This is a genomic window from Sphingomonas longa, assembly GCF_016892685.1.
GTDB lineage: Bacteria > Pseudomonadota > Alphaproteobacteria > Sphingomonadales > Sphingomonadaceae > Sphingomonas > Sphingomonas longa.
The window spans coordinates 675,641-698,227 of sequence record NZ_JAFEMC010000001.1; the positions used below are offsets into that span (position 1 = coordinate 675,641).

Below are 22,587 nucleotides of genomic sequence, written 5' to 3' on the forward strand. Positions count from 1 at the left end.
TCAATCGCCGGATACTTCGCCCTCCTCGTCGAGCAGCTTGGCCTTGACGCGTTTCCGACGGACAGTTTGCACGATGTCTTCTATCTCGAATAACAACTCGCGTCCCTGATCGGTTTTACCGTTATCCACGTTCGGGTCACCTAAGAACAACGCTTTAGCACGTTCAGCGGTACCTATCAGGGTCGCGTATCGCTCCTCACCGAGCTTTTTTCGAGCGATGCCAGAACTTTCGGTGAGCTGCCTGAAGACCGTGTCGATATTGCGCTCCGGCAATTTACCCGAACCATCTATGAACGTCGGAGCGTCCAAGATCATCGCCCCAAAAAGATCATATATTTCACCCAGAGATGCGGGGATGTACAAATTGGAAGTTGCGTAAGGGTTCTTGCCTGCCTCGTTCGTCGGACACGTCGCCTCTTCAGTCCCTCGCGTCACGCTGCGCCTCCAACTCGGCGAGCCTGACGGGATCATCGGCTGCGAGCGCCTCTTCCAGATACAAGCTATACGGTATGTCGCGCACCAACTCCCGTGCCTCGTCACTATAGTCTTCGGAGATGATCGCGAACGCATCCACCAGTTCCCTGAGGAATCCCTTTTCCATCTCCTCGAGATGGCAGGCGAGGGATTCCATCATGTTCACAGCATTATCGGGATTGAGCTCTTCCTCGTCGCTCAATTCCAGGAATACGTAGAACTCCGCGATAATGCTTGCAACCTGCCTGGCAATCATCGCTTCACGACCTTCACATGAATGTTGGTGACGTTCATCTTTTTGAACAGCTTCAAAGCCTTAGTCTTCTGGGCAGCAGTTGGAACTTCCCATAATCCGATCAAATGATGTTCTGCCAATACCCCCGATTGTCGCAGGAGCTGAGCCCGCGCGTTGGGGGCATCAACCACTTTCATTTTTCGGTCGATCACATAATCGCCACGGACCCCGTCGAACTTCACCGGCCGTTTCGAACCATCCACCATCGTCCGCATCAACGTCGGCGCCGGACCGGGACGCGCGCCGGTCGCCGCGTCGTTATAGGCTTTCCAAGGTTTCTTGGACTTCGTGGTTTCCTTGACCCAGCCGATCTGCGGAGGGTCGAAAGTCCGCCGCGGCCTTGCCACGCGAAGTCGGCGCAATGCTGCAACTCTGGAGAGCGTTGCTCCCGGCGCTGCCGCCAGTGCGACATTTCCAGCAACCGATCCGGTAAAACGACCGACGTCGCGCGCCGAGGCATTGGCCACCGCGCTTGCGGCGCGCGAAACCTGGATCCGAGCAGGCGTATCCTCCGCGGAGATCGCGGCATCGATCATGCTGGCCACCCCGCCTGCGGCGTCGCGGACGGTGGTCGCCGGATTGGTCGTGACCGCAGATCGGATACCCTCCACTGCTCCTTCCCCGACGTCTGAGAGTCCTTCGCCGACGCCGCCGAAGAACTCAGTGATGGGGTTCGACTGATCGGTAGGTTGCGTTCTGGCAATGTAGCCAGGCTTCGTCCTCGACGCACCAAGTCTGGCTGATCTCCGGCCTCCTGCCGACAATCCGGCTCGCGCTGCCTCCACCTTTGCGATGTCGCGTTCTGCGAGGTCATACGCTCTTGCAAGGCGCGCGTGCGGTTGCCCCGGCTTGGCGCGCCACTCCTCGCTGCACCGGCCACGTCACCACCCCCGCCGTGGCGGCTTCCAGCGCCCGCAAAGGTGAACCGACCGTCCGTGGGATCGTGCCACGGGTTGAATTTGAGTTCGAGATCGCAAGTACCGGGCGCCGGAAGCAACTTGCCCGTCCGCAGCCACCCCGAAAAAGCGCCGGACCGGCTCCCGCCAGATATCCCCGTCATGCCAAACTCCCCCTGCCCCAAAAGAACAGATAGAGAACAAACGCAGGAAAGTCAAGTTCGCGACTCAGCGCCTGCACCAGACCGGTGACTGGTCTGCTGTTCGATCAATTGACTTGCGAGAAGGTGGTGCCCCTGGCCGGACTCGAACCAGCATGCCTTGCGGCAACCGATTTTGAGTCGGTCGCGTCTACCAATTTCGCCACAGGGGCAGCGGCGGGCTGGCTAGACCAGCACCCGCCGCTGCGCAACCCGTTATGCGGTGGTCAGGCGAACACATCGTCCGAGGTGTCGGCATCCTTCGGGTCCTCGCCGTATCGATTGGTCCCGCCAGTGCCCTCCATGCAGAACAAGGCCAGCAGCGCCAGCGAGCCGAGGACGGGAACAAGGCTCACCCAGATCCACCACCCCGATCGATCGGTGTCATGCAATCGCCGGATCGACACCATCACGCTCGGGACCATGAACGCGAGGATGACCAGCGACCCGATGATGCCCTCACCTCTCGCTTCGCCAAGGGAACGATCGACGAAGCCGGTCGCGCAGATCACCGCCACCTCGAACAGCGTGAACATCCAGAATTCTCTTCGCCGCGAACGCCCCCGGAAGTCGCCAATCCGTTTCAGCGGCAGGAACATCCACTTCATCGTTCTTCCCCCTCGTCATGCCCGCGCCCCCTGCGCGAGCGAACCATCAAATCGATCATCACGCCCGCGGCGGCTGCCGTCGGTAGCTCAGCGCCTCCGCGATATGGATGCGCGCCACCTCCCCGCTCCCGGCCAGATCGGCGATCGTGCGCGCCACGCGCAGGATGCGGGTGTAGCCGCGCGCGGTCAGCCGCATCGTCTCCGCCGCCTGCCCCAGCAGCTTGCGGCCGGGGGCATCCGGCGTCGCCACCGCGTCGAGCAGCGCACCGTCCGCCTCCGCATTCGTGCGGACGCGCTGCTCCCGGTATCGCTCCGTCTGGATCGCCCGCGCCGCCGCCACGCGCGCTGCAATCTCTAAGGACCCTTCCGTCGGCGCTGGCAGGATTAAATCGGCGGCACTCACCGCCGCGACATCGACGTGCAGGTCGATTCGGTCGAGCAGCGGCCCCGACACCTTCGCCTGGTAATCCGCCGCGCACCGCGGAGCCCGAGCGCACGCCAGCCCGGCGTCGCCTAGGTGCCCGCACCGGCACGGGTTCATCGCCGCGATCAACTGCACCCGCGCCGGAAACGTTACATGCGCATTCGCCCGCGCCACGCTGACGGTGCCGGTCTCCAATGGTTGCCGAAGCGAGTCGAGCACCGCCCGCTGGAACTCCGGCAGTTCGTCGAGGAACAGCACGCCGAGATGCGCGAGGCTTACCTCGCCCGGCTTGACCTTCAACCCGCCCCCGGTCAGCGCCGCCATCGATGCCGAGTGATGCGGGCTGCGAAACGGTCGCGCCCGCGTCAGCCTGCCGCCCGTCAGCGTCCCTGCCACCGACTGCACCATCGACACTTCCAGCGCCTCGGCCGCATCCAGCGGCGGCAGGATACCCGGCAGGCACGCCGCCATCAGCGACTTGCCCGCGCCCGGTGGCCCGCACATCAGCAGATTGTGGCCGCCCGCCGCCGCAATCTCCAGCGCGCGCTTGGCGGTTTCCTGACCCTTCACCTGGTTCAGGTCCGGACCGGTCCGCGCCTCCTCGACCTCCCCGGCGGGCGGTGCCGCCAACAGACCGCGCCCGTTGAAATGGTTGAGCAATGCCAGCAGGTCGGGCGCGGCGACCACCTCCACCGAGGCCGCCCACGCCGCCTCCGCCCCTTGCGCGGCCGGACACACCAGCCCCTTGTCCTCGCTGCTCGCGTGCAACGCCGCCAGCAGCACGCCCGGCGAGGGCGCGATCCGGCCGTCCAGCCCCAATTCTCCGACGACGACGTAATCCGCCAGCATCTCGACATCGACGATGCCCATAGCGCCCAGCAACGCGAGCGCGATCGGCAGGTCGAAATGCGACCCTTCCTTCGGCAGGTCGGCTGGGCTCAGGTTCACGGCGATGCGCTTCGGCGGCAGCGCCAGCCCCATCGCCGCGATCGCCCCGCGCACCCGCTCGCGGCTCTCGCCCACGGCCTTGTCGCCCAGCCCGACGAGGTTGAACGCGGGAAGCCCGGCGATCAGCTGGACCTGCACCTCCACCGGCCGCGCCTCCAACCCCAGATACGCCACCGTCCGCACGATCGCCGCCACATCATCCCCCACCAAACTCACTTTCATCCATAGCAGCCTATTTTGAACAAGCGAGCGCGAGCGCCGTCTTGCAAACACAACACACCGGTTCCAGATGCGGTGCGTGATCCCCGCCCCGCCCGCTCGCCGCCCCGCGATTCGAATCGCGCAACTCGTGCTGGGTGGCCTGCTGATCGTTGCGGCACCGCTGCTGGCGCCGGTGCCGGGTCCGGCCGGTATCTTCCTGTTCGCGGGCGGGCTGGTGCTGATCCTCCGCAATTCGGCGGCGGCGCGTCAGCGGTTCGCGCGCGCCAAGCGCAAATGGCCGCGGACCGGGCGCATTATCGACCGCGCGATGCGCCGTGAAAGCGCGCTCCGCCGCCTCGCCAGAGAACGCCAGAACGAGCGCCAGAAGACGCGTCGCGACGGTCCGCAATGATCGGCCGCGCGTTGACTTCGACCGGTCGCTCGCTTATGCGACCGCCAACAAGGCCGTCCGCGTGGCGGCCCTTTCTGTTTGAACGATACCCAAGGGAATGAACGATGAAGCGGACCTTCCAGCCGAGCAACCTGGTTCGGGCACGCCGGCACGGCTTCCGGTCGCGGATGGCGACGGTGGGCGGCCGCTCGGTGATCCGCGCTCGCCGCGCCCGCGGCCGCAAGAAGCTGTCGGCGTAACCGTAATATCACGCCGTCGGGATTTCCTGGCGGCGAACACTGGCCGTCGCGCACCGATGCCGGGCTTCGTCCTGCTGGTGCGGGACCGCCGCGATGACGACCCGGCGATGCGGGTCGGATTCACCGTCACCAAGAAGATCGGCAACGCGGTCGTCCGGAATCGGATGAAGCGCCGCTTGCGGTCGCTTGCGCGTGAGCTGCTGCCGGTGGACGGCATTCGCGGTGCGGATCACGTGCTGATCGGCCGCAACGGCGGCATCGAGCGCGATTACACTGCGCTCCGCATCGAACTCGCGAAAGCCCTGAAGAAGGTCGCGCGGTGAGCCTCGCGTCGCGCGCCCTCATCCTCGTCGCGCGGGCGTGGCAGGTCGGACCCTCGGCGGTGCTGCCGCCGTCCTGCCGCTACGACCCTTCCTGTTCGGCCTATGCAATCACCGCCCTTCGCCGCTATGGCGCGGTCAAAGGGGGCTGGCTGGCGACGAAGCGCATCGCGCGCTGCCATCCGTGGGGCGGTTACGGCCCCGATCCCGTGCCATGACGCGTGACCACCCTCTACTTGGCCGACCTCGACCGGGGCGACCTCTTTTACCGGGGCTGACGACTTGAAGAACGATCGCCAGAATTTCGTGCTGTTCGCGGTGATCGCGGCGCTGATCCTGTTCGGATGGCCGCTGATCCAGAACCGGTTCTTCCCGACCGCCAACCCGCCCGCGACCAAGATGGTCGACGGCAAGCAGGTCGCGCTGCCGCCCAAGCCCGGTGCCGATCCGACGGCCGACAGCCCCGCCGCCGTCCGCGACCGCCGCGTGGTACTCGCGGAAAGCCCGCGCGTGCAGATCGAAACGCCGACGCTGCGCGGATCGATCAACCTGCGCGGCGCGCGGATCGATGACCTCGTGCTCGTCGGCTACAAGGAAACGGTCGCCAGGAACTCCGACCCGATCCGCCTCCTGTCCCCGGCCGGCGCTCCGCAGGCGTATTTCGCCGGCTTCGGCTGGCGCGCCGAGGGCCTGACGCCGCCCGCCGCCGACGCCGTCTGGACCGCCTCCTCGCAAAAGCTCGCGCCCGGCCAGCCGGTGATGCTGACCACAACCAACGCCACAGGCCAGCGCTTCGGCATCCAACTGGCGGTCGACGACGGGTATATGTTCACCGTCCGCCAGACCGTTCAGAACGCCGGCCAGCGCCCGGTGCCGGTCGCCGCGTACGGTTATGTGAATCGCAGCGGCGTGTCGAAGGACCCCGATAGCTGGACGATCCACACCGGCCCGATGTCGGTCGCGAACGGTGCCGCCAACTACAAGCCCGACTTCAAGGACGTCGATGCCGGCCCCCAGCGCTTCACGACGCAGGGCGGATGGCTCGGCTTCACTGACAAATACTGGCTGACCGCGTTGATCCCGGATCAGGCCGCGACCTTCGACGGCCAGTTCCGCGCAGGTGCGAACAGCGCCTACCAGGCCGATTTCGCGGTTCAGCCGCGCGTCGTTGCGCCAGGCCGAAGCCTGACCCAGACCTCGCGCTTCTTCGCGGGTGCCAAGGAAGTGCGCCTGCTCGACCGCTACACCGACGATCAGGGCGTGGCGAAGCTCGATTACGCGATCGACTGGGGCTGGTTCCGCATCGTCGAGAAGCCGATCTTCTATTATCTCGACTGGATCTTCCGCCACGTCTTCAACTTCGGCATCGCGATCATCCTGCTGACGCTGACGATCCGCCTGCTGCTTTTCCCGATCGCCCAGCGCCAGTTCGCCTCGATGGCGGCGATGCGTGCGATCCAGCCCAAGATGAAGGCGCTGCAGGAGCGGTACAAGGACGACAAGGTCCGCATGCAGCAGGAGGTCATGGCCCTCTACAAGCAGGAAAAGGTCAACCCGCTTGCCGGGTGTCTGCCGACGCTGATCCAGATCCCGATCTTCTATGCGCTGTACAAGGTGCTGATGCTGACGATCGAAATGCGGCATCAGCCGTTCGTCGGCTGGATCAAGGATCTGTCCGCACCCGATCCGGCGACGATCATCAACCTGTTCGGCCTGATCCCCTTCACCCCGCCGCATTTCCTGGCGATCGGCGTCGTGCCCGTCCTGCTCGGCATCAGCATGTACTTCCAGTTCAAGCTGAACCCGCAGGCGATGGACGAGACGCAGAAGCAGGTCTTCGCCTTCCTGCCCTGGGTGCTGATGTTCGTGATGGCGCCGTTCGCGGTCGGCCTTCAGGTCTACTGGATCACCACCAACTGCGTCTCGATTTTGCAGCAGCGCCTGCTCTACGCCCGCCATCCGGGCCTGAAAGAGCCGGTGAAGAAGTGAGCTTCACCGACGAACAGCTGGAGATCGCACGCAAGGCATTCGCCGGGCCGGTCGCGTTCCTGAAGTCCGCGCCCAAGCTGGAGCATCTGCCAGATCCGCTGGTACCGGAGGTCGCGTTCGCCGGCCGTTCGAACGTCGGCAAGTCGTCGCTGCTCAACGCGCTGACCAACCGCAACGGCCTCGCGCGCACGTCGAACACACCGGGCCGCACGCAGGAACTGAACTTCTTCGATGTCGGCAACCCGCTGGCGTTCCGGCTGGTCGACATGCCCGGCTACGGCTTCGCCAAGGCGCCCAAGGACATGGTCCGCCAGTGGCGCTATCTGGTGAACGACTTCCTGCGCGGCCGCGACGTGCTGAAGCGCGCTTTGGTGCTGATCGACTCGCGTCACGGCATCAAGGAAGTCGACCGCGAAATCCTCGCGATGCTCGACAAGGCCGCCGTCAGCTACCGCATCGTCCTGACCAAGGCCGACAAGGTCAAGGCCACCGATCTCGCCGCCGTCACCGCCGCGACGGCCGAGGAAGCCCGCAAGCGCCCCGCCGCGCACCCGGACATCATCACCACCTCCAGCGAAGGCGGCATGGGCATCCCCGAACTCCGCGCAGCGGTGCTGGAAGCGATCGGTTGATGGCTCTCCCTCTGAGAGAGAACGCCGCGCGGTCGGTAGAGAACCTCTCCCCTCCCTCTTAGGGAGGGGTTGGGGGTGGGTAGAATGCTCGCGATACGGATACAGTCGAGCGGGGCCTCACCGTATCGTCCGGCTCCCACCCACCCCCGACCCCTCCCTTGCAGGGAGGGGAGAGCATAGGCCCACCCGCCAAATTAGCCCAACCCGCGCGCCGCAGCGATCCGCTCCCGCAGCGCCTCCGACCGGCTCGGCAGAGGCGCACCGTCTCGCCCGAACACGAACGTCGGCGCCGTCACGAACGCCGGCACCCGCGACGCCAGTTGCGCGCACAGCGCCCCATCCCGGTGCGGCGCGCTCGCCGCCGATGATGTTCCCGTAACCGCGGTCAGCGCGTTCGTGCGATAGCTCATGCGTGGCTCTCTCCAGGGCGTCCTGCCCCGACGATCCTCATAGCGTCGCCACCGCTGCCACCAGGTGCACGAACGCGGTTAAGCAATCTTGCCGGTGCGGAACGGCCGCTCTACCGTTCCGCAAAAAGGGGAAGACATGACATTCTCGATCCGGGCGACGGCCGCCCTTCTGCTGGCCTGCGCATCTCCCGCGTTCGCGCAGGACACCGTCACCCTCGCCTCCGTCCGCGCGCACGAGCGTTTTCTGACCAGCGACGCCATGCGCGGCCGAGGCAGCGCCACGCCCGACGAAGCCCTCGCCGCCGCCTATGTCGCGGCGCAGTTCGAAGCGGCAGGGTTGGTGCCCGTGCCCGGCACGGCCGGCTACATCCAGTCCGCACCCGTGATCCGCCGCCGCGTGACAGGCCCGTCCGTCCTGAACATTGGCGGTGCCCCGATCGCCGGGGCCGGTCTCGCCAGCGGTGCCGGCCCGGCGGTCAGCGGTACCTTGTTCGTCACCGGCAAAACCAATGCCAGGATCCCGACCGGCGCAGCCGTGCTGTTCACCGGCCCCGCCGCCAAGCGCCGCACGGTCTTTAGCGCGGCATCGAAAGCCGGGGCGACGATGCTGATAACGGTGGCCGACCGCCCGGCAGAGGATACCCCGCCGCATGACAGCGTGCGCCTTGCGGACACTCCGCAACGCCCGCGCATGGCGATCGTGACCGTCCCCGCCGCCGCGGTCGCGACGCTGAAATCGGGTTCGGCGGTCACGCTCGCCACGCCGGTCGTGGAGGAACGGGCCGCGACCACCAACGCCATCGGCTTCCTGCCCGGCACCGACCCGGCAGCCAAGCTGCTGCTGCTGACTGCGCACCTCGATCATCTCGGTGTCCAGCCGGACGGCATCCGCGCCGGCGCGAACGACAATGCGTCCGGCACCGTCGCCGTCATCGAGCTGGCGAAGGCCCTCGCGAGCGGCCCGAAGCTGAAACGCGGCGTGATGTTCGTGGCCTATGGCGGCGAGGAAGCGGGCCTGCTCGGCTCGCGCTATTTCGGCGAGCATCCGCCCGTCCCGCTCGACACGATCGCCGCCAATGTCGAATTCGAGATGATCGGTGCGCAGGACCCGAAACTGCCCAATGGCGCATTGATGATGACCGGCATGGAACGCTCCGATCTCGGCACGACGATGACCGCGCAGGGTGCGAAGCTCGCCGCCGATCCCTATCCGGACCAGCATTTCTTCGAACGCTCGGACAACTACTCGCTCGCGCTCAAGGGGATCGTCGCGCACACCCTCTCGGGCTGGGCGACCATCCCCAGCTACCACACCAAGGACGATAACTTCGCCAGTATCGACCTGGGCTTCATGACCGGCGCGATCCGTTCGCTCGTCACGCCGCTGCGCACGCTCGCGAACAGCGATGCACAGCCCGCGTGGAAGCCGAACGGCCGGCCAAAGGAGTAGGGCCGGCCGAAGGAGTAAAGCGGACCGGAGGAGATTGCCCGATCCGCCGTCACCCCCTACCCCGTCGCGCATGAAGCTCATCATCGGCAACAAGGCCTATTCCTCCTGGTCGCTGCGCGGCTGGCTCGCGGCGAAGCAGTCCGGGCTGCCCTTCGAAGAAGTCGTCGTGCCTCTGTACGACGACGACTGGGACCGCCGCCGCGCCGGCGACGAGTTCGCGCCCTCGTCGGGCAAGGTGCCGATCCTGTGGGACGGCGAGGCGGTGGTGTGGGACAGCCTCGCGATCATCGACTATCTCGCCGACAAGGTCGGCCGCGACGCGTTCTGGCCGGCCGACGATGCCGCCCGCGCGATGGCGCGATCTATGGCGGCGGAGATGCACTCCAGCTTCCCCAATCTGCGCCGCCAGCACCCGATGAACATCCGTCAGGTGTTCCCGCCGCAGCGTCCGACCGACGAGGTGCTGGTCGAACTGCAACGGGTTATGGAATTGTGGGCGCAGGCGCGCGCCCGCTTCGGCGGTGACGGCGAGTTCCTGTTTGGTGACTTCGGTGCGGCGGACATCATGTTCGCCCCCGTCGCGACGCGCATCGTCACCTATCAGCTGCCGATCGCGCGCTTCGCCACCGGCTATATGCAGGCGCTGCTGAACCACCCCTTCATGCAGGACTGGATCGCCTCCGCGCAGGAAGAGGATTGGATCATCCAGAAGTTCGAGCAGCCCGCGACATGATCGATCCCGTCGCGCTCGCCGCGGCGTTGCTGCGCGCCGACAGCGTCACGCCCGCGCGCGGCGCGGTGTTCGATGTACTGGAGGCGGCGCTCACCCCGCTTGGTTTCGCGATCGACCGGTTCGTGGCGGGAGAGGCCCCGGACGGACCGGTCGAGAACATGCTCGCGACCCGGCCCGGCACGGGTCCGCACCTCGCCTTTGCCGGCCACCTCGACGTGGTCCCACCGGGAGAGGGCTGGCAGGGCTCGCCCTGGTCCGGCGAGATTCGCGGGGAGCTTCTGTACGGGCGCGGCGCGGTCGACATGAAGGGCGCGATCGCCGCTTTCGCCGCCGCCGCCGCGCAAGCCGCAGGGCCGCCGCTGACGCTCATCATCACCGGTGACGAGGAGGGTCCCGCCACCTTCGGCACGCTCGCGTTGATCGATCGCATGGCCGCCCGCGGGATCGCGCCCGACCTGTGCATCGTCGGCGAGCCGACCTCCGCCGCCCGATTCGGCGACACGATCAAGATCGGCCGGCGCGGATCGGTCAACATCCACATCGACGTCGCCGGCAAGCAGGGCCATGTCGCCTACCCGCACCTCGCCGACAACCCCATCACGCGGCTCGTGGCGATCCTGGCGGATGTCGACGCGCTTGTGCTGGATCACGGCAATGTCTGGTTCCAGCCGTCGAACATCGAGGTCACCGACCTGACCTGCGGCAACCCTGCGCACAACGTCATCCCGGCCCATGCCGGCGCGCGGTTATCGATCCGCTTCAACGACGAACACAGCGGCGCGGCGCTGATCGACCGTATCGCGGAGATTGCCACCCGCCACGGCGGCACCGCTCAGGGCCGCGTCTCGGGCGAGGCGTTCCTGACCCAGCCCGGCCCGCTGTCAGCCACCGTCTCCGCGGCGATCGTGGCGCGGCTCGGCATCGTTCCCGAACTATCGACCACCGGAGGTACCTCCGACGCCCGCTTCCTGTCGCGGCTCTGCCCGACGGTGGAGTTCGGCCTGCTCAACGCCACGATGCACAAGGTCGACGAAGCCGTCGCGATCGCGGACCTGCTGGCCCTGACCGACATCTACGCCGACGTGATCCGGCGAGTCGGCGACGCTTAAAGGCGTCAGCGGATCTTCTCCGCGGGTCCGCATCCCCACAATCCGCAAAAGTCTAACCCGGCTCCCGCCCCCGCCGCAGGATGATGTACAAGGCCCCCTGCCCGCCATGCCGCGGGTGCGCGCCCCGCACCGCCGCAATCGCGTCGCAATGCCGCGAAGACCCCAGCCAGTCCGAAACCGCCGCCCGGATCGCACCGCGTGCGTGCGGGCGCTCGCTCTCCGGCCGCGGTGGTTTGCCCGTCACCAGCAACAGCACCCGGTCGCCGCGCCGGATCGCCCGCTCCAGCCCCTGATCGAGCAGCGCATGCGCCGACGCCAGCGTATGCCCGTGCAGGTCGATCGAGCTGTCCGGCGAGACGATCCCCCGCCCCAGCTTGCGATCCCAGGAGGCGTCGAGCGTATTCTGCGCGACCCGCGCTGCCGATGCGGGCTTCACCACCACCGGAGCGACAGGACGCCGCACCTCCTTCACCCGCTGCGGAAACTCGACCTGCTTCGCCGCCTCGGGCGCGACCGCCGCTACCGGCCGCACCACGCGCATCGGGCGGACGGTCGCCATCACCTTCCCCCAGGCGCTGGCCTCGTCAGGGTGTAGGCGACGCACCGAGGATCCCGTCGAGCCGCCCCGTCGGTGACGAAGCCACCGGAGCCGCATAAGGCACAGCCGGCACCCGCCCGGCGTTCAGCCGCGCGACGGTACCGACCGGCAGCAGCAGGAACGCGGTGCCGCGCCCGGACATGCCGCCCGCCGTCGTCTCCGCGCCCGCACCAGCGCCCCAGAACGTATCGAAGCGGTTGCTGCCCTTGATCGCGCCGCCGGTATCCTGCGCGACCCACAGCCCGCTCGCGTCCGCCCGATCGAGCGACAGGAACACCGGCGCACCCAGCGGCACGAACTTCGGATCGGTCGCCGCACTAACCTGCCCGGTCACAGCATAGCCCATCGCCCCCTGCGGCGGGCCGTCCAGCTCGCGGAAGAACACGAAGCTCTTATTCTCGCGCATCAGTGCGCGGCCCTGCTCCGGATTCGCGCGCAGCCACGCGACGATGCCCTGCATCGACGCCTGCCCCGGCTGCAACAGCCCGCGCTGCCGCATCAGCGATCCGATGCCCGTATAGGCACGCCCGTTTTGCGTGTCGTATCCGATCCGCAGGATGTTCCCGTCCGGCAGCCGCAGCCGTCCCGACCCCTGGATTTGCAGGAAGAACATCTCCACCGGGTCCGCCGCCCAGGCGATCACGGGTGCCGACTTGGCGAGCGCACCGTCCTCGATCTGCGTGCGGTCGTAATAGGGCACCAGCGCGCTGCCCTCGACCCGCCCTCGCACCTTCTTGCCCTTGAGATCGTCGGAGAACTTGCCGAGATCGACATCGATCAGGTCGGTCGGGCGACCATAGACCGGCACTTCATACCCCGACCGCCGCTCCAGCGACCCGCGGATTTCCGGTTCGTAATAGCCGGTCGCGAACGCCTTGCCGTCACCGACCTGCACCGCCTCGAAATATTGCGCGAAGAACGCCCGAGCATCGCCGCCCGCGGCTGCGGCAGCACAGGCCGCCTGCCAGTCCGCACCGCGCGTCAGCCCGGAGGTGTCGACGCGTCGCATCAGCCCGGGGCAGGAGCGCGCGAACGCCACCCGCGCCGCCTCCGCCTGCGCCGGCGTCAACGGCAATGACGCGATCGGCGGTCCCGCGATCACGCCCGCCGCGACCGCCGTCGCCGCCCCGGCGACCGGCGTCACCGGCACCGCCACGATCGGCACGGCGCCGATGATACGGCCGTCCGACGGCCGCACGTTGACGGGCACGTCGGGGCGCGACGGCTTGTGCGCGACCTTGCCAGCGGTTGGCGGCGGAGCCGGCATGCCCGGCACGTTCGATACGGTGGTCGGCGGCACGATGCGCCCGCCGCAGGCCGCCAGCGCGAACGCCAGCGGCAAAGCCAGATGAACCTTCATCCGGCGGCGGTTATCAGGCTTCGTCGGTATCGACGAGCTTCCAATTCGGGTCGCCACTCTTCAGGCGACGCGCGAACGTCCAAACGTCGTGCGTCTCGATCGCGTCCGTCAGCGATCCGGCGATCACCTGACCCTCGGCATCGCGCGTGACCGCAGCGATGTCGGCGTCGAAGCGCACCGTAATGCGCGCCTCGCCCGCCTGCACCGCCGCGTCGGCGATCGCCGCCTGCTCGATGCGGATCAGGCGATTGTCGAGCGTCTCACCGCTCTCGCGGCGCTGCGCGATCGCTTCGTTGAACGCACCCAGCACCGGCTCGTCGACCAGTTCGGCCAGCGCCGCCTCGTCGTTGCGCCAGAATGCTTCCAGGATCATCCGGTATGCGCCCTGTGCTCCGCCCAGGAACTGCGCCACGTCGAATCCGCTTTCGGCGCCGACGATCTGGCGAAGGCCCGGCTCCGCACCACTATCGATGTTGCGGTTAGCCGGCTCCCGCACCTCGGGTGTCGCATCGATGGTCCGCGGCGCGGACGCGAGCGCGCTCCGCTCCTCGGCGGCACGCGCCAGCGGCTGCTGCTCCGCCCCCGTACGCTTCCCGAGCATGGCATACAGCCGCAAGCCTAAAAAGGCGGCGATCATCGCGAACACAATTACGTAGAGCACCATGCCTCCGATCCAGTGTGCCAACATAGGCCGCACCGCGCGTATTTCCAACCCGGCCCGTGAAACGCTTCCCGTTGAACCTGACGGGGTGCGCTGCTAGGCGACCGACCCGATGGGTCGAACGCGCGAGCGCGTCGCTTCGCTCCGCCACCTAAACGAAGGAAGACCAGATGGCACAGGACAACGGCCCCGATTTCGGCGATTTCGGCGCGCAGGATGCGAACCAGCCGCTCGCGAACGGAGCCGACACCGCCCCCGCCGCCGGCATGATCTCTCAATACGTCAAGGACCTGTCGTTCGAGAACCCGACCGCGCCCGCCATCTATCAGGTGCAGACGCCGCCGCAGATCGACGTGCAGTTCAACATCGCCGCCAACCAGGTCGCCGACGACGTGCACGAGGTCGTGCTGAAGATCGACGTCCGCGCCGAGACCGAGGGTCAGGTCGCCTTCATCGTCGACCTCGCTTTCGCCGGCCTGTTCGGCTTCCGCAACGTGCCGACCGAGCAGATCCAGCCCTTCCTGCTGGGCGAGGCTCCGCGCCTCCTCTTCCCGTTCGCCCGCCGCGTCCTCGCCGACGCCGTCCGCGACGGCGGCTTCCCGCCGCTGCTGCTGGAGCCGATCGACTTCGGCCAGCTCTACCTGCAACAGGCGCAGCAGCAGGGCCAGTCGCCCGTCGCCGGCGTCGCCTGACCTCTGACCGGTTGAGGGTGGGATGAGCGTGGGCCGAGGTCCCCCTCACCCGGCTGCCTCCCCCCTCCCGTTCGTCTCGAGTATCTGTCGAGCGTGGTCGAGGCGGCGTATCGCGAGACATACCCCGTGGGCCAAGTCTTTCGATATGGTCTCTCGCCTCTGCTCGATCCCTACTCGAGACGAACGGCGTGGAGTGGTTGCGAGGCGGGTGGATAGGGGCAGCACCCCGCGAACTGCTGGTGCCGAGCGCAATCGAAGCACAGGCCCCAAAATGCCGATCTTCGACTTCGCACCGCGCGAACGGTAAGGCGGATCGCCCGCCGCCCCTCCGAACGGACCACCCCATGCCACTCCAGCCGCTGACATGAACATCGCCAAGGCGCTCGGCTCGGTCGGCGGGCTCACGCTCGTCAGCCGCGTGCTCGGCGTCGCCCGCGACATGCTGTTCGCGCGCTTCGTCGGTGCGAACTTCGCGTCGGACGCGTTCCAGATCGCGTTCCGCCTGCCCAATATGTTCCGCGCGCTGTTTGCGGAGGGCGCATTCTCCGCCGCCTTCATCCCGATGTTCAACCGCAAGGTCGCCGACAAGGACGGCAACGGCCTGCCCACCGGCGTCGCCTTCGCAGAGGACGCGCTGTCGGTGCTGCTTCCGGTGCTGATCGTCATGACCATCGTCATGGAGGTCGCCGCGTGGCCGATGACGTGGCTGTTGTCGGGTGGTTTCCACGACGCCACGCCGGAACAGTTCGCGTTCGTCGTCTCGCTCGCGCGCATCACCTTCCCGTATCTTCTGCTCATCAGCCTCGTCTCGCTACTCGGCGGCATCCTGAATTCGCTGCACAAATTTTGGGTCAACGCCGCCGCGCCGATCCTGCTGAACCTGACGCTGATCGCCTCGCTGCTGCTGTTCCACACCCACGAACCGCTGTTCACCGCGCGTAATCAGGCGATCGCCGTCACCGTCTCGGGCGTGCTGCAACTGCTCTGGCTGATGGACGCGTGCCGCCGCTCCGGCGTGCGACTGCGGATCAAGCGCCCGACGCTCAACCCGGACGTGAAGAAGCTGTTGTCGTTGATCTGGCCCGCCGCCGCCGGGTCTGGCGCGGTGCAGATCAACCTCGTCGTCTCCACCGCGCTGACCGCCGCGCTGCTGCCGGCCGGCTCGGTCAGCTACATCTATTACGCCGATCGTCTGAACCAGTTGCCGCTCGGCCTGATCGGTATCGGTCTCGGCACCGTCCTCCTTCCCACCATCTCGCGCCATCTCGGTCGCGGCGAAGAGGCGGAGGCGATGGCGACGCAGAACCGCGGCATGGAACTCGCGCTGTTCCTGACGCTGCCCGCCACCGTCGCGCTGATCGTGTGCGGGACGCCGATCACGGCCGCGCTGTTCCAGCACGGTCGCTTCACCGCGCTCGACAGCCTGCTGACCGCGCAGGCGCTCGCCGCCTTCTCGATCGGTCTGCCCTCCTACATCCTCGTGAAGGTACTGACGCCCGGCTATTACGCGCGGTCCGATACGCGCACGCCGGTGCGCTATGCGACGCTGTCGATGGCGGTGAATCTCGGCCTCAATCTCGCGTTCATCGTGCCGCTGAAGCATGTCGGCCCACCCCTCGCGACCGCGATCGCCAGCACCGTCAACGTCGTGCTGCTCTATCGCACGCTGGCGAAGCGCGGCCACTTCGTTCCCGACGCGCAACTGCGCCGCCGGGCGCCGCGCCTGCTGATCGCCGCGGTGATGATGGGCGCGGCGATGTGGTTCCTGAACGCGCAGTTCCAGCCCTATGTCACCGGCACCAACTGGGAACGCTGGGGCGCGCTGGCGGTGCTGGTCGCCACCGGCGGCCTCGTCTATGCCGCCGCCACCATCCTGACCGGCGCGGTCCGCAAGAGCGACCTCGCGCGTCTGGTCCGCCGATCCACCTGAAGGAATTCCCGTTGCGCGTCGTCTCCGGCATCCAGCCCACCGGCAACCTCCATCTCGGCAATTATCTCGGTGCGATCCGCCAGTGGGTCGATATGCAGCATCAGGCAGAGTCGCTGTTCTTCCTCGCCGATCTGCACGCGCTGACCGTCGCCATCGATCCGAAGGAACTCGCGTCGAACACGGTCGAGATGGCCGCGACCCTGCTCGCCTGCGGGATCGATCCCACGAAGGCGATCCTGTTCAATCAGGCGCGCGTGCCGGCTCATGCCGAACTCTGCTGGCTGCTGCAGGGGACCGCCCGCATGGGCTGGCTCAACCGCATGACGCAGTGGAAGGACAAGGCGGGCAAGAACCGCGAAGGGGCCAGCGTCGGCCTGTTCACCTATCCCGTCCTGCAAGCCGCCGACGTGCTCCTGTATCAGGCGACGCACGTCCCGGTCGGCGACGACCAGAAGCAGCATCTGGAACTCGCCCGCGACATCGCCACCAAATTCAATCAGGATTTCGGCGTCGAGCTGTTTACCCTGCCAGACCCGTTCATCTCCGCCGCCGCGCCCCGCATCATGTCCCTGCGCGACGGTACCGCCAAGATGTCCAAGTCCGATCCGTCGGAGGCGTCCCGCATCGCCCTCGTCGACAGCGACGACGCCATCGCCCAGAAGCTGCGCAAGGCGAAGTCCGATGCCGGCGAACTTCCCGCCACCGCCGCCGAACTCGCCGACCGCCCGGAGGCGCGAAACCTCGTCACGATCTACGCCGCCCTTGCAGGCACCGGCGTCGACGCGGTCCTGACCGAATTCGCCGGCAAGGGCTTCGGCACCTTCAAACCCGCGCTCGCGGACCTCGCGATCGGCGTTCTCGCCCCGATCCGCGAACGGATCGTCAATCTGCTGGATGACCGCACCGCCGTCGCGAAGGTGCTGGAAGACGGCGCCGACCGCGCCCGAACACTGGCAGCTCCGACGCTGCTCGCGGCCCAGCAAGCGATGGGCTTGCAAATCTGACCCGCAGCGCACGGCGCATGGCGGGTGCCGACTGTCCTACACACCCCGAATCCTGCATAGACGGCAGGAGACATCAGCCCCGCCGCGCGCTCGCCGAACCAAGCACGTTGGACTAACCTTAGCCTAACCTTCCGATCGCTCGATCAGGCCAACCCACTCGAACTCAACCATAATATCCGCGGAACCACGAAGCGAATCGGTCCAGCCCCTCGTCCAGCATCACCTTCGGCCGATACCCCGTCAGCGCATGCAGCTTCGACACATCGGCGAAGGTCGCCGTCACGTCCCCCTTCTGCATCGGCCGCATCACCTTCTCCGCCGTCCGCCCCAGCGCCCGTTCCAGCGACTCGATCATCGCCATCAGCCCCACCGGGTGACTGTCCCCGATATTCAGCACCCGGTGCCGCGCCGCCCCATCGCCTTCCGGCGGGTGATCCAGCGCTCCGACGATGCCATCGACGATATCGTCGATATAGGTGAAGTCCCGCGCCATCCGCCCCTCGCCGAACACCTCGATCGGCTCGCCGGCCATGATCTTCTGCGAAAACGAGAAATACGCCATGTCCGGCCGTCCCCACGGCCCGTACACCGTAAAGAAACGCAGCCCCGTCTGCGGCAGGCCGTACAGCGCCGCATAGGACTGGCTCATCAACTCGCAGGCCCGCTTGGTCGCGGCATAGAGCGACACCGGCGCATCGACCGGATCGTCCTCGCGGAACCCCTGCCCGCCCATCGGCCGGTCGCCATAGACGCTGCTCGACGACGCATAGACCAGATGCCCGACGGCGGGCGCATGCCGGCATGCCTCCATCACCGACAGATGCCCCGCCAGGTTCGACCGCTCATAGGCGAAGGGGTTCTCGATCGAATAGCGGACCCCGGCCTGCGCCGCGAGGTGGACGACCCGCATCACCCCCTCCCGCCGCACCAGCGCCGCCACCGCCGCGGCATCCGCGATGTCCATCCGCTCGAACGTGAAGCCCGATAGCCCGTCGAACGTCGCCAGCCGCGCCGCCTTGAGCGTCGGATCGTAATAGTCGTTGACGATATCGATCCCGACGACCCGCTCGCCCCGCGCCAGCAGGCGATGCGCGGTCGCATGCCCCACGAAACCCGCGGCTCCCGTCACCAGCACTGTCATGATCGTCTCTCCGCCGCCGCTTCGCAAAGCTGCTTACCGGCCGAGAGTTACCGAAACCAGCCGGCCCTCAAGCTTCCAGCTCGCGAAGTAACACGCGCACCGCCGCATCGACATCGCGGTCGCTGTCGCGCAGTTCCTCGATCCGCCGCACCGCGTGGATGACGGTCGAATGATCGCGACCACCGAACTTGCGCCCGATCTCCGGCAGCGAGCGGGTCGTCAGCCGCTTCGACAGATACATCGCGATCTGTCGCGGCCGGGCCACAGCCCGCGCTCGCCGCGCCGAGATCAGGTCGAGCGGCTTCAGGTCGAAATGCTGGCTGACCAGCTTCTGGATCTCGTCGATCGTCACCCGCCGCTGTGCCCCGCGGAGCGAATCGCCCAGCGTCTGCACCGCGAAGTCCAGGTCCAGCGTCTCGCCGGTCAGCGACGCATAGGCGACGACGCGCATCAGCGCGCCCTCCAGCTCGCGGATGCTCGAATGGATGCGCGCCGCCAGCAGGTCGAGCACGTCGGCCGGAACCTTGGCGTCGGGCAGGTCCGCGACCTTCCGCGTCAGGATCGCACGACGAAGCGGCAAGTCCGCCGCCTTGATATCGGCAACCAGCCCCGCCCCGAGTCGCCCGATGATGCGCGGCTCGACACCGTCCAGATGCTGGGGCGCGCGATCGGCGGCGATCACCAGCCGTTTACCGGCACCGACAATCTCGTTGATGGTGTGGAAGAACTCTTCCTGCGTCGCGTCCTTGCCGGCGATGAACTGGAGGTCGTCGATCAGCAGCAGGTCGGCCGACCGCAGCCGCGCCTTGAACGCGAAGGTGTCGCGCACCCGCATCGCCGCCACGAAGTCGAACATGAACCGCTCGGCGGACATGCACAGCACGTTCGCGTCGGGGTTCGCCGCCAGGAACGCATGCGCGATCGCATGCATCAGGTGCGTTTTCCCCTGACCGGTGCCCCCATGCAGGAACAAGGGCGAGAAGCGCGGCCGCCCCGGCTCGGCGACGGTGCGGGCGGCGTTGAAGGCGACGCGGTTGGACTGATCCACCACGAACCGGTCGAACGTGTAACGCGATTCGAGCACCGGGCGCTCGAAGATCATGCCGGCATCCGGTGCCGCCGCGACCTGCACCGGCGCACGCTCCGGCGCCGGCGACTCGATCGTCAGCACCTCGGCCACCGCACCCAGCCGCCGGGTTTCGACCTCGACGCTGCGCACGTGCGGCAGATGCTGCCGGAACTCCAGCGCCAGCCGGTCCGCATAATGGCTGCGGACCCAGTTCGTCATGAATGCGGACGGCAGCGCCAGCCGGACCGTGTCCGCCTCGTCCGCCGCCACCAGCTCGATCGGCTTCAGCCACTGGTCGAACAGTCGGGCGCCTGCCGATTCCCGCAGGCTGGCACGCACGCGCGCCCAGGCTTTCGCCTGCTCGCCCGCCATGTCTGCCTGCCGATCGTTCACGCGCGCACTCTCCCGCCGGCAAAGGCACGATGCCCCGCCGTTTCTCATCTTCCAGCGACAAAAAGCCCCCGAGGTCATTCCCTGGAATGACCGGCTTTGGTTCGACTGATTCTGACGCCGCGGTGGTCACCGGCGGCGTGGGATCGATTATGAAGACCGGGGGGTGACGATCAAGTCACGAAAAAGAAACATACGGGATTGACTCACGCAAACGCGTCAGAATTCGCACAAGCCACTGTAAAATATGAGCTTTTGGAGATTTGACAGCGGCTTCGGGTCACGAATCGCGGCGAATCCTAGGGTTATCGCCAGACCCGTTCCGGTTCCTTCGGGATCAAGGTTTCAGCCACGAAAAAGCCCGCCGGGATCGCTCCCGGCGGGCTTAATTCAGTCGATCGACCGCGTCGGCATCGCGCCGCCGCGCGTCACCTCACGCGAGGCCGGACAACGCCTTGGTCAGGCGCGAGAACTTGCGGCTGGCGGTATTCTTATGGAGTACGCCCTTGGCGACGCCGCGCTGCAGCTCAGGCTGCACCGCTGCCAGTGCTTCGGTCGCCGCGGCCTTGTCGCCCGACGCCAGTGCCGCTTCGACCTTCTTCACGAAGGTACGGATGCGGCCGACGCGTGCACCGTTCACTTCGGCGCGACGGTCGTTGCGACGGATACGCTTCTTGGCTTGCGGCGTGTTCGCCATGCTGGGTCGTTCCTTAGGTGGTCATCATTGGAAAAGAGGCGCCGGGAACACCCTACGCCTCTCGAAGGCGACGCCCTTAGCGTTTGCCGCCGCGTGGGTCAACTATGTCCGCTGGCATTTGGGGCACCAGAAGGTGGATCGCCCCGCCTCCGTCCGGCGCTTCACCGGCCCACCGCACGCACAGGCTTCACCCTCCCGGCCATAGACCAGGAACTGCTTCGAAAAATAGCCGAGTTCGCCGTCCGGCGCGGCGAAATCGCGCAAGGTCGATCCGCCCGCAGCGATGGCCGACTCGAGCACCGCACGGATCGCGGTCACCAGCCGCTCCAGGCGATATTCGGAAATCCGTCCCGCCGCCCGCGACGGCGCGATCCGCGCCATGTGCAGCGCCTCGCATACATAGATGTTGCCGAGTCCCGCCACGATGCGCTGGTCGAGCAGCATCGCCTTTATCGGCGCAGCCCGCCCCGCCAGCGCGAGCGCCAGATAACGCGCCGTCAACTCCGGCCCGAGCGGTTCCGGCCCCATGGCCGCAAACGGCGGATACTCCGCCACCGCGTCCGTCCGTACCAGGTCCAGAAAGCCGAACCGCCGCGGATCGTTCAACGCCAGCCGCCGCCCGGCGTCCGTCTCGATCACCAGATGATCGTGCGCCAGCAACTCCCCCGGATCGACCCGCCAACGCCCCGACATGCCGAGGTGGAAGATCATCGTGTCGCCACGATCCGTATCGATCATCCCGTACTTCGCCCGCCGCCCCAGCGAGGTCACCGTCGCCCCCTGCATCCGCTGCCGCAGATCGAGCGGGATCGCCTTGCGCAGGTCCGCACGCCGCGGCTCGACCAGCGCCAAACGCTGTCCGGACAGCACGGGAGTCAGCCCCCGAACGGTAGTTTCCACTTCGGGTAATTCTGGCACGCCAGTCAGCTAGGTTGCGTTTGCCCGGGCCACAAGCGCCCGCTAGGGCAATCGCATGACCGACACCGTTTCCTTCGGCTACGAAGACGTCGCCCCGACCGAGAAGACCGCCCGCGTCGGCGGCGTCTTCACCAGCGTCGCCTCCAGCTACGACTTGATGAACGACGCGATGTCGGGCGGCATGCATCGGCTGTGGAAGGATCGCTTCGTTCGCCGCGTGAAGCCGCGCGGGCACGAGCAGATCCTGGACATGGCCGGCGGCACCGGCGACATCGCCTTCCGCATGGCCGTGTCCGGCGCCGCGATCACCGTCGCCGACATCAATCCGGCGATGCTCGAAGTCGGGATGGAGCGCGCGCAGAAGCGTGGCATAGACGGCTTGGTCTGGACCGAGGCGAACGCCGAGTCGCTTACCTTTCCCGACCGCTTCTTCGACGCCTACACGATCGCGTTCGGCATCCGGAACGTCACCGACATTCCTGCCGCCCTGAAGGAGGCGCACCGCGTCCTGCGCCGTGGCGGGCGCTTCTTCTGCCTCGAATTCTCGACTGTGACGTGGCCGGGCTTCGCGGACGTGTACGATGCCTATTCGCACAAGCTGGTGCCGAAGCTCGGCCAGCTCCTCGCGCGCGACGCCGACAGCTATCGCTACCTGATCGAATCGATTCGTCGCTTTCCGGACATGCCGAAGTTTCAGCAGATGATCGGTGACGCCGGCTTCGTGAATACCAGCGTCGAACCGATCATGGGCGGCCTCGTCGCGATCCACTCCGGCTGGCGGATCTGA

The 22,587-nt window shown here is 67.0% G+C and carries 26 protein-coding genes and 1 tRNA gene; 13 read left to right on the forward strand and 14 right to left on the reverse strand.

The features are described 5' to 3' along the window. The 6 genes from ILT43_RS03260 to ILT43_RS03285 form a co-directional block, all read right to left on the reverse strand. Positions 1-315, reverse strand: coding sequence for a hypothetical protein (locus ILT43_RS03260; RefSeq protein WP_204194215.1), 315 nt, complete (start codon positions 313-315; stop codon positions 1-3). A gap of 103 nt (positions 316-418) precedes the next feature. Continuing rightward, positions 419-730 (reverse strand): hypothetical protein, encoded by a 312-nt coding sequence (locus ILT43_RS03265; RefSeq protein ID WP_204194217.1) that lies wholly within the window; start codon positions 728-730, stop codon positions 419-421. Further along, positions 727-1,305, reverse strand: a complete 579-nt coding sequence (locus tag ILT43_RS03270; protein ID WP_204194219.1) for a hypothetical protein — start codon at positions 1,303-1,305, stop codon at positions 727-729. Before ILT43_RS03270 ends, ILT43_RS03265 begins: the two co-directional genes overlap by 4 nt. A gap of 648 nt (positions 1,306-1,953) precedes the next feature. Further along, a tRNA-Leu gene (locus tag ILT43_RS03275) sits at positions 1,954-2,038 on the reverse strand. A gap of 54 nt (positions 2,039-2,092) precedes the next feature. Then, complete coding sequence (locus ILT43_RS03280) at positions 2,093-2,464, reverse strand: DUF805 domain-containing protein (protein WP_204194220.1); 372 nt, start codon at positions 2,462-2,464, stop codon at positions 2,093-2,095. A gap of 67 nt (positions 2,465-2,531) precedes the next feature. After that, positions 2,532-4,040, reverse strand: coding sequence for a YifB family Mg chelatase-like AAA ATPase (locus tag ILT43_RS03285; RefSeq protein WP_211534383.1), 1,509 nt, complete (start codon positions 4,038-4,040; stop codon positions 2,532-2,534). Between the two features lie 103 nt (positions 4,041-4,143). Between ILT43_RS03285 and ILT43_RS03290 the strand changes: the two genes are divergently transcribed. From ILT43_RS03290 to yihA, 6 genes are all read left to right on the forward strand, one after another. Beyond that, on the forward strand, positions 4,144-4,458 hold the full coding sequence (locus tag ILT43_RS03290; RefSeq protein WP_204194223.1) for a hypothetical protein: 315 nt from the start codon (positions 4,144-4,146) through the stop codon (positions 4,456-4,458). Positions 4,459-4,562: 104 nt separating this feature from the next. After that, positions 4,563-4,697, forward strand: a complete 135-nt coding sequence (gene rpmH, locus ILT43_RS03295; protein WP_055843128.1) for a 50S ribosomal protein L34 — start codon at positions 4,563-4,565, stop codon at positions 4,695-4,697. A 5-nt stretch (positions 4,698-4,702) separates the two neighbouring features. Then, positions 4,703-5,020 (forward strand): ribonuclease P protein component, encoded by a 318-nt coding sequence (gene rnpA / locus ILT43_RS03300; protein ID WP_204196127.1) that lies wholly within the window; start codon positions 4,703-4,705, stop codon positions 5,018-5,020. Further along, positions 5,017-5,235, forward strand: a complete 219-nt coding sequence (gene yidD / locus ILT43_RS03305) for a membrane protein insertion efficiency factor YidD (protein WP_204194225.1) — start codon at positions 5,017-5,019, stop codon at positions 5,233-5,235. Before rnpA ends, yidD begins: the two co-directional genes overlap by 4 nt. 64 nt (positions 5,236-5,299) lie before the next feature. After that, positions 5,300-7,006, forward strand: coding sequence for a membrane protein insertase YidC (yidC, locus tag ILT43_RS03310; RefSeq protein ID WP_204194226.1), 1,707 nt, complete (start codon positions 5,300-5,302; stop codon positions 7,004-7,006). Next, entirely contained in the window at positions 7,003-7,638 is a 636-nt protein-coding gene (yihA, locus tag ILT43_RS03315) for a ribosome biogenesis GTP-binding protein YihA/YsxC (protein WP_204194228.1), read from the forward strand. The genes yidC and yihA overlap by 4 nt, the downstream gene beginning before the upstream one ends. A 194-nt stretch (positions 7,639-7,832) precedes the next feature. On the opposite strand, the gene ILT43_RS03320 is transcribed toward yihA, so the two are convergent. Further along, positions 7,833-8,048, reverse strand: a complete 216-nt coding sequence (locus tag ILT43_RS03320; RefSeq protein ID WP_204194229.1) for a hypothetical protein — start codon at positions 8,046-8,048, stop codon at positions 7,833-7,835. 136 nt (positions 8,049-8,184) lie between these two features. Here ILT43_RS03320 and ILT43_RS03325 point away from each other — a divergent pair, with 136 nt between their 5' ends. The 3 genes from ILT43_RS03325 (at position 8,185) to dapE (ending at position 11,340) form a co-directional block, all read left to right on the forward strand. Then, positions 8,185-9,498 (forward strand): M28 family metallopeptidase, encoded by a 1,314-nt coding sequence (locus tag ILT43_RS03325; protein ID WP_204194231.1) that lies wholly within the window; start codon positions 8,185-8,187, stop codon positions 9,496-9,498. A gap of 70 nt (positions 9,499-9,568) precedes the next feature. Next, the gene (locus ILT43_RS03330; protein WP_204194233.1) at positions 9,569-10,231 is read left to right on the forward strand and encodes a glutathione S-transferase family protein; all 663 of its coding nucleotides are present in this window, start codon (positions 9,569-9,571) and stop codon (positions 10,229-10,231) included. Then, on the forward strand, positions 10,228-11,340 hold the full coding sequence (gene dapE / locus ILT43_RS03335; RefSeq protein WP_204194241.1) for a succinyl-diaminopimelate desuccinylase: 1,113 nt from the start codon (positions 10,228-10,230) through the stop codon (positions 11,338-11,340). Before ILT43_RS03330 ends, dapE begins: the two co-directional genes overlap by 4 nt. A 52-nt stretch (positions 11,341-11,392) precedes the next feature. Here the strand turns inward: dapE and ILT43_RS03340 are convergent, their stop codons facing one another. From ILT43_RS03340 to ILT43_RS03350, 3 genes are read right to left on the reverse strand one after another with little or no spacing between them, the layout of a single operon-like run. After that, on the reverse strand, positions 11,393-11,899 hold the full coding sequence (locus ILT43_RS03340) for a Smr/MutS family protein (protein ID WP_204194243.1): 507 nt from the start codon (positions 11,897-11,899) through the stop codon (positions 11,393-11,395). Positions 11,900-11,924: 25 nt separating this feature from the next. Continuing rightward, positions 11,925-13,298, reverse strand: coding sequence for a murein transglycosylase A (gene mltA, locus ILT43_RS03345; RefSeq protein ID WP_204194244.1), 1,374 nt, complete (start codon positions 13,296-13,298; stop codon positions 11,925-11,927). Between the two features lie 13 nt (positions 13,299-13,311). Beyond that, positions 13,312-13,962 (reverse strand): Tim44/TimA family putative adaptor protein, encoded by a 651-nt coding sequence (locus ILT43_RS03350; protein ID WP_204194245.1) that lies wholly within the window; start codon positions 13,960-13,962, stop codon positions 13,312-13,314. Positions 13,963-14,129: 167 nt separating this feature from the next. Here ILT43_RS03350 and secB point away from each other — a divergent pair, with 167 nt between their 5' ends. The 3 genes from secB to trpS all read left to right on the forward strand — a co-directional run bounded on the left by secB (position 14,130) and on the right by trpS (position 17,585). Next, positions 14,130-14,651: a protein-export chaperone SecB gene (gene secB / locus ILT43_RS03355; protein WP_204194246.1), complete on the forward strand. Its 522-nt coding sequence runs from the start codon at positions 14,130-14,132 to the stop codon at positions 14,649-14,651. Between the two features lie 364 nt (positions 14,652-15,015). Continuing rightward, positions 15,016-16,581 (forward strand): murein biosynthesis integral membrane protein MurJ, encoded by a 1,566-nt coding sequence (gene murJ, locus ILT43_RS03360; RefSeq protein ID WP_204194248.1) that lies wholly within the window; start codon positions 15,016-15,018, stop codon positions 16,579-16,581. An 11-nt stretch (positions 16,582-16,592) separates the two neighbouring features. Then, on the forward strand, positions 16,593-17,585 hold the full coding sequence (trpS, locus tag ILT43_RS03365) for a tryptophan--tRNA ligase (protein WP_204194250.1): 993 nt from the start codon (positions 16,593-16,595) through the stop codon (positions 17,583-17,585). A gap of 163 nt (positions 17,586-17,748) precedes the next feature. On the opposite strand, the gene ILT43_RS03370 is transcribed toward trpS, so the two are convergent. The 4 genes from ILT43_RS03370 to mutM all read right to left on the reverse strand — a co-directional run bounded on the left by ILT43_RS03370 (position 17,749) and on the right by mutM (position 21,800). Further along, complete coding sequence (locus ILT43_RS03370) at positions 17,749-18,726, reverse strand: NAD-dependent epimerase/dehydratase family protein (protein WP_204194251.1); 978 nt, start codon at positions 18,724-18,726, stop codon at positions 17,749-17,751. 67 nt (positions 18,727-18,793) lie between these two features. Beyond that, positions 18,794-20,167 carry a chromosomal replication initiator protein DnaA gene (dnaA, locus tag ILT43_RS03375; protein ID WP_239474020.1) on the reverse strand — a complete coding sequence of 458 codons (1,374 nt, stop codon included), beginning with the start codon at positions 20,165-20,167 and terminating at the stop codon, positions 18,794-18,796. Positions 20,168-20,618: 451 nt separating this feature from the next. Next, a complete protein-coding gene (rpsT, locus tag ILT43_RS03380; RefSeq protein WP_204194255.1) occupies positions 20,619-20,882 on the reverse strand; it encodes a 30S ribosomal protein S20 in 264 nt (87 codons plus the stop codon). Positions 20,883-20,984: 102 nt separating this feature from the next. Next, positions 20,985-21,800 (reverse strand): bifunctional DNA-formamidopyrimidine glycosylase/DNA-(apurinic or apyrimidinic site) lyase, encoded by an 816-nt coding sequence (gene mutM, locus ILT43_RS03385; protein ID WP_211534351.1) that lies wholly within the window; start codon positions 21,798-21,800, stop codon positions 20,985-20,987. 55 nt (positions 21,801-21,855) lie between these two features. Here mutM and ILT43_RS03390 point away from each other — a divergent pair, with 55 nt between their 5' ends. Next, positions 21,856-22,587 carry a class I SAM-dependent methyltransferase gene (locus ILT43_RS03390; protein WP_204194264.1) on the forward strand — a complete coding sequence of 244 codons (732 nt, stop codon included), beginning with the start codon at positions 21,856-21,858 and terminating at the stop codon, positions 22,585-22,587.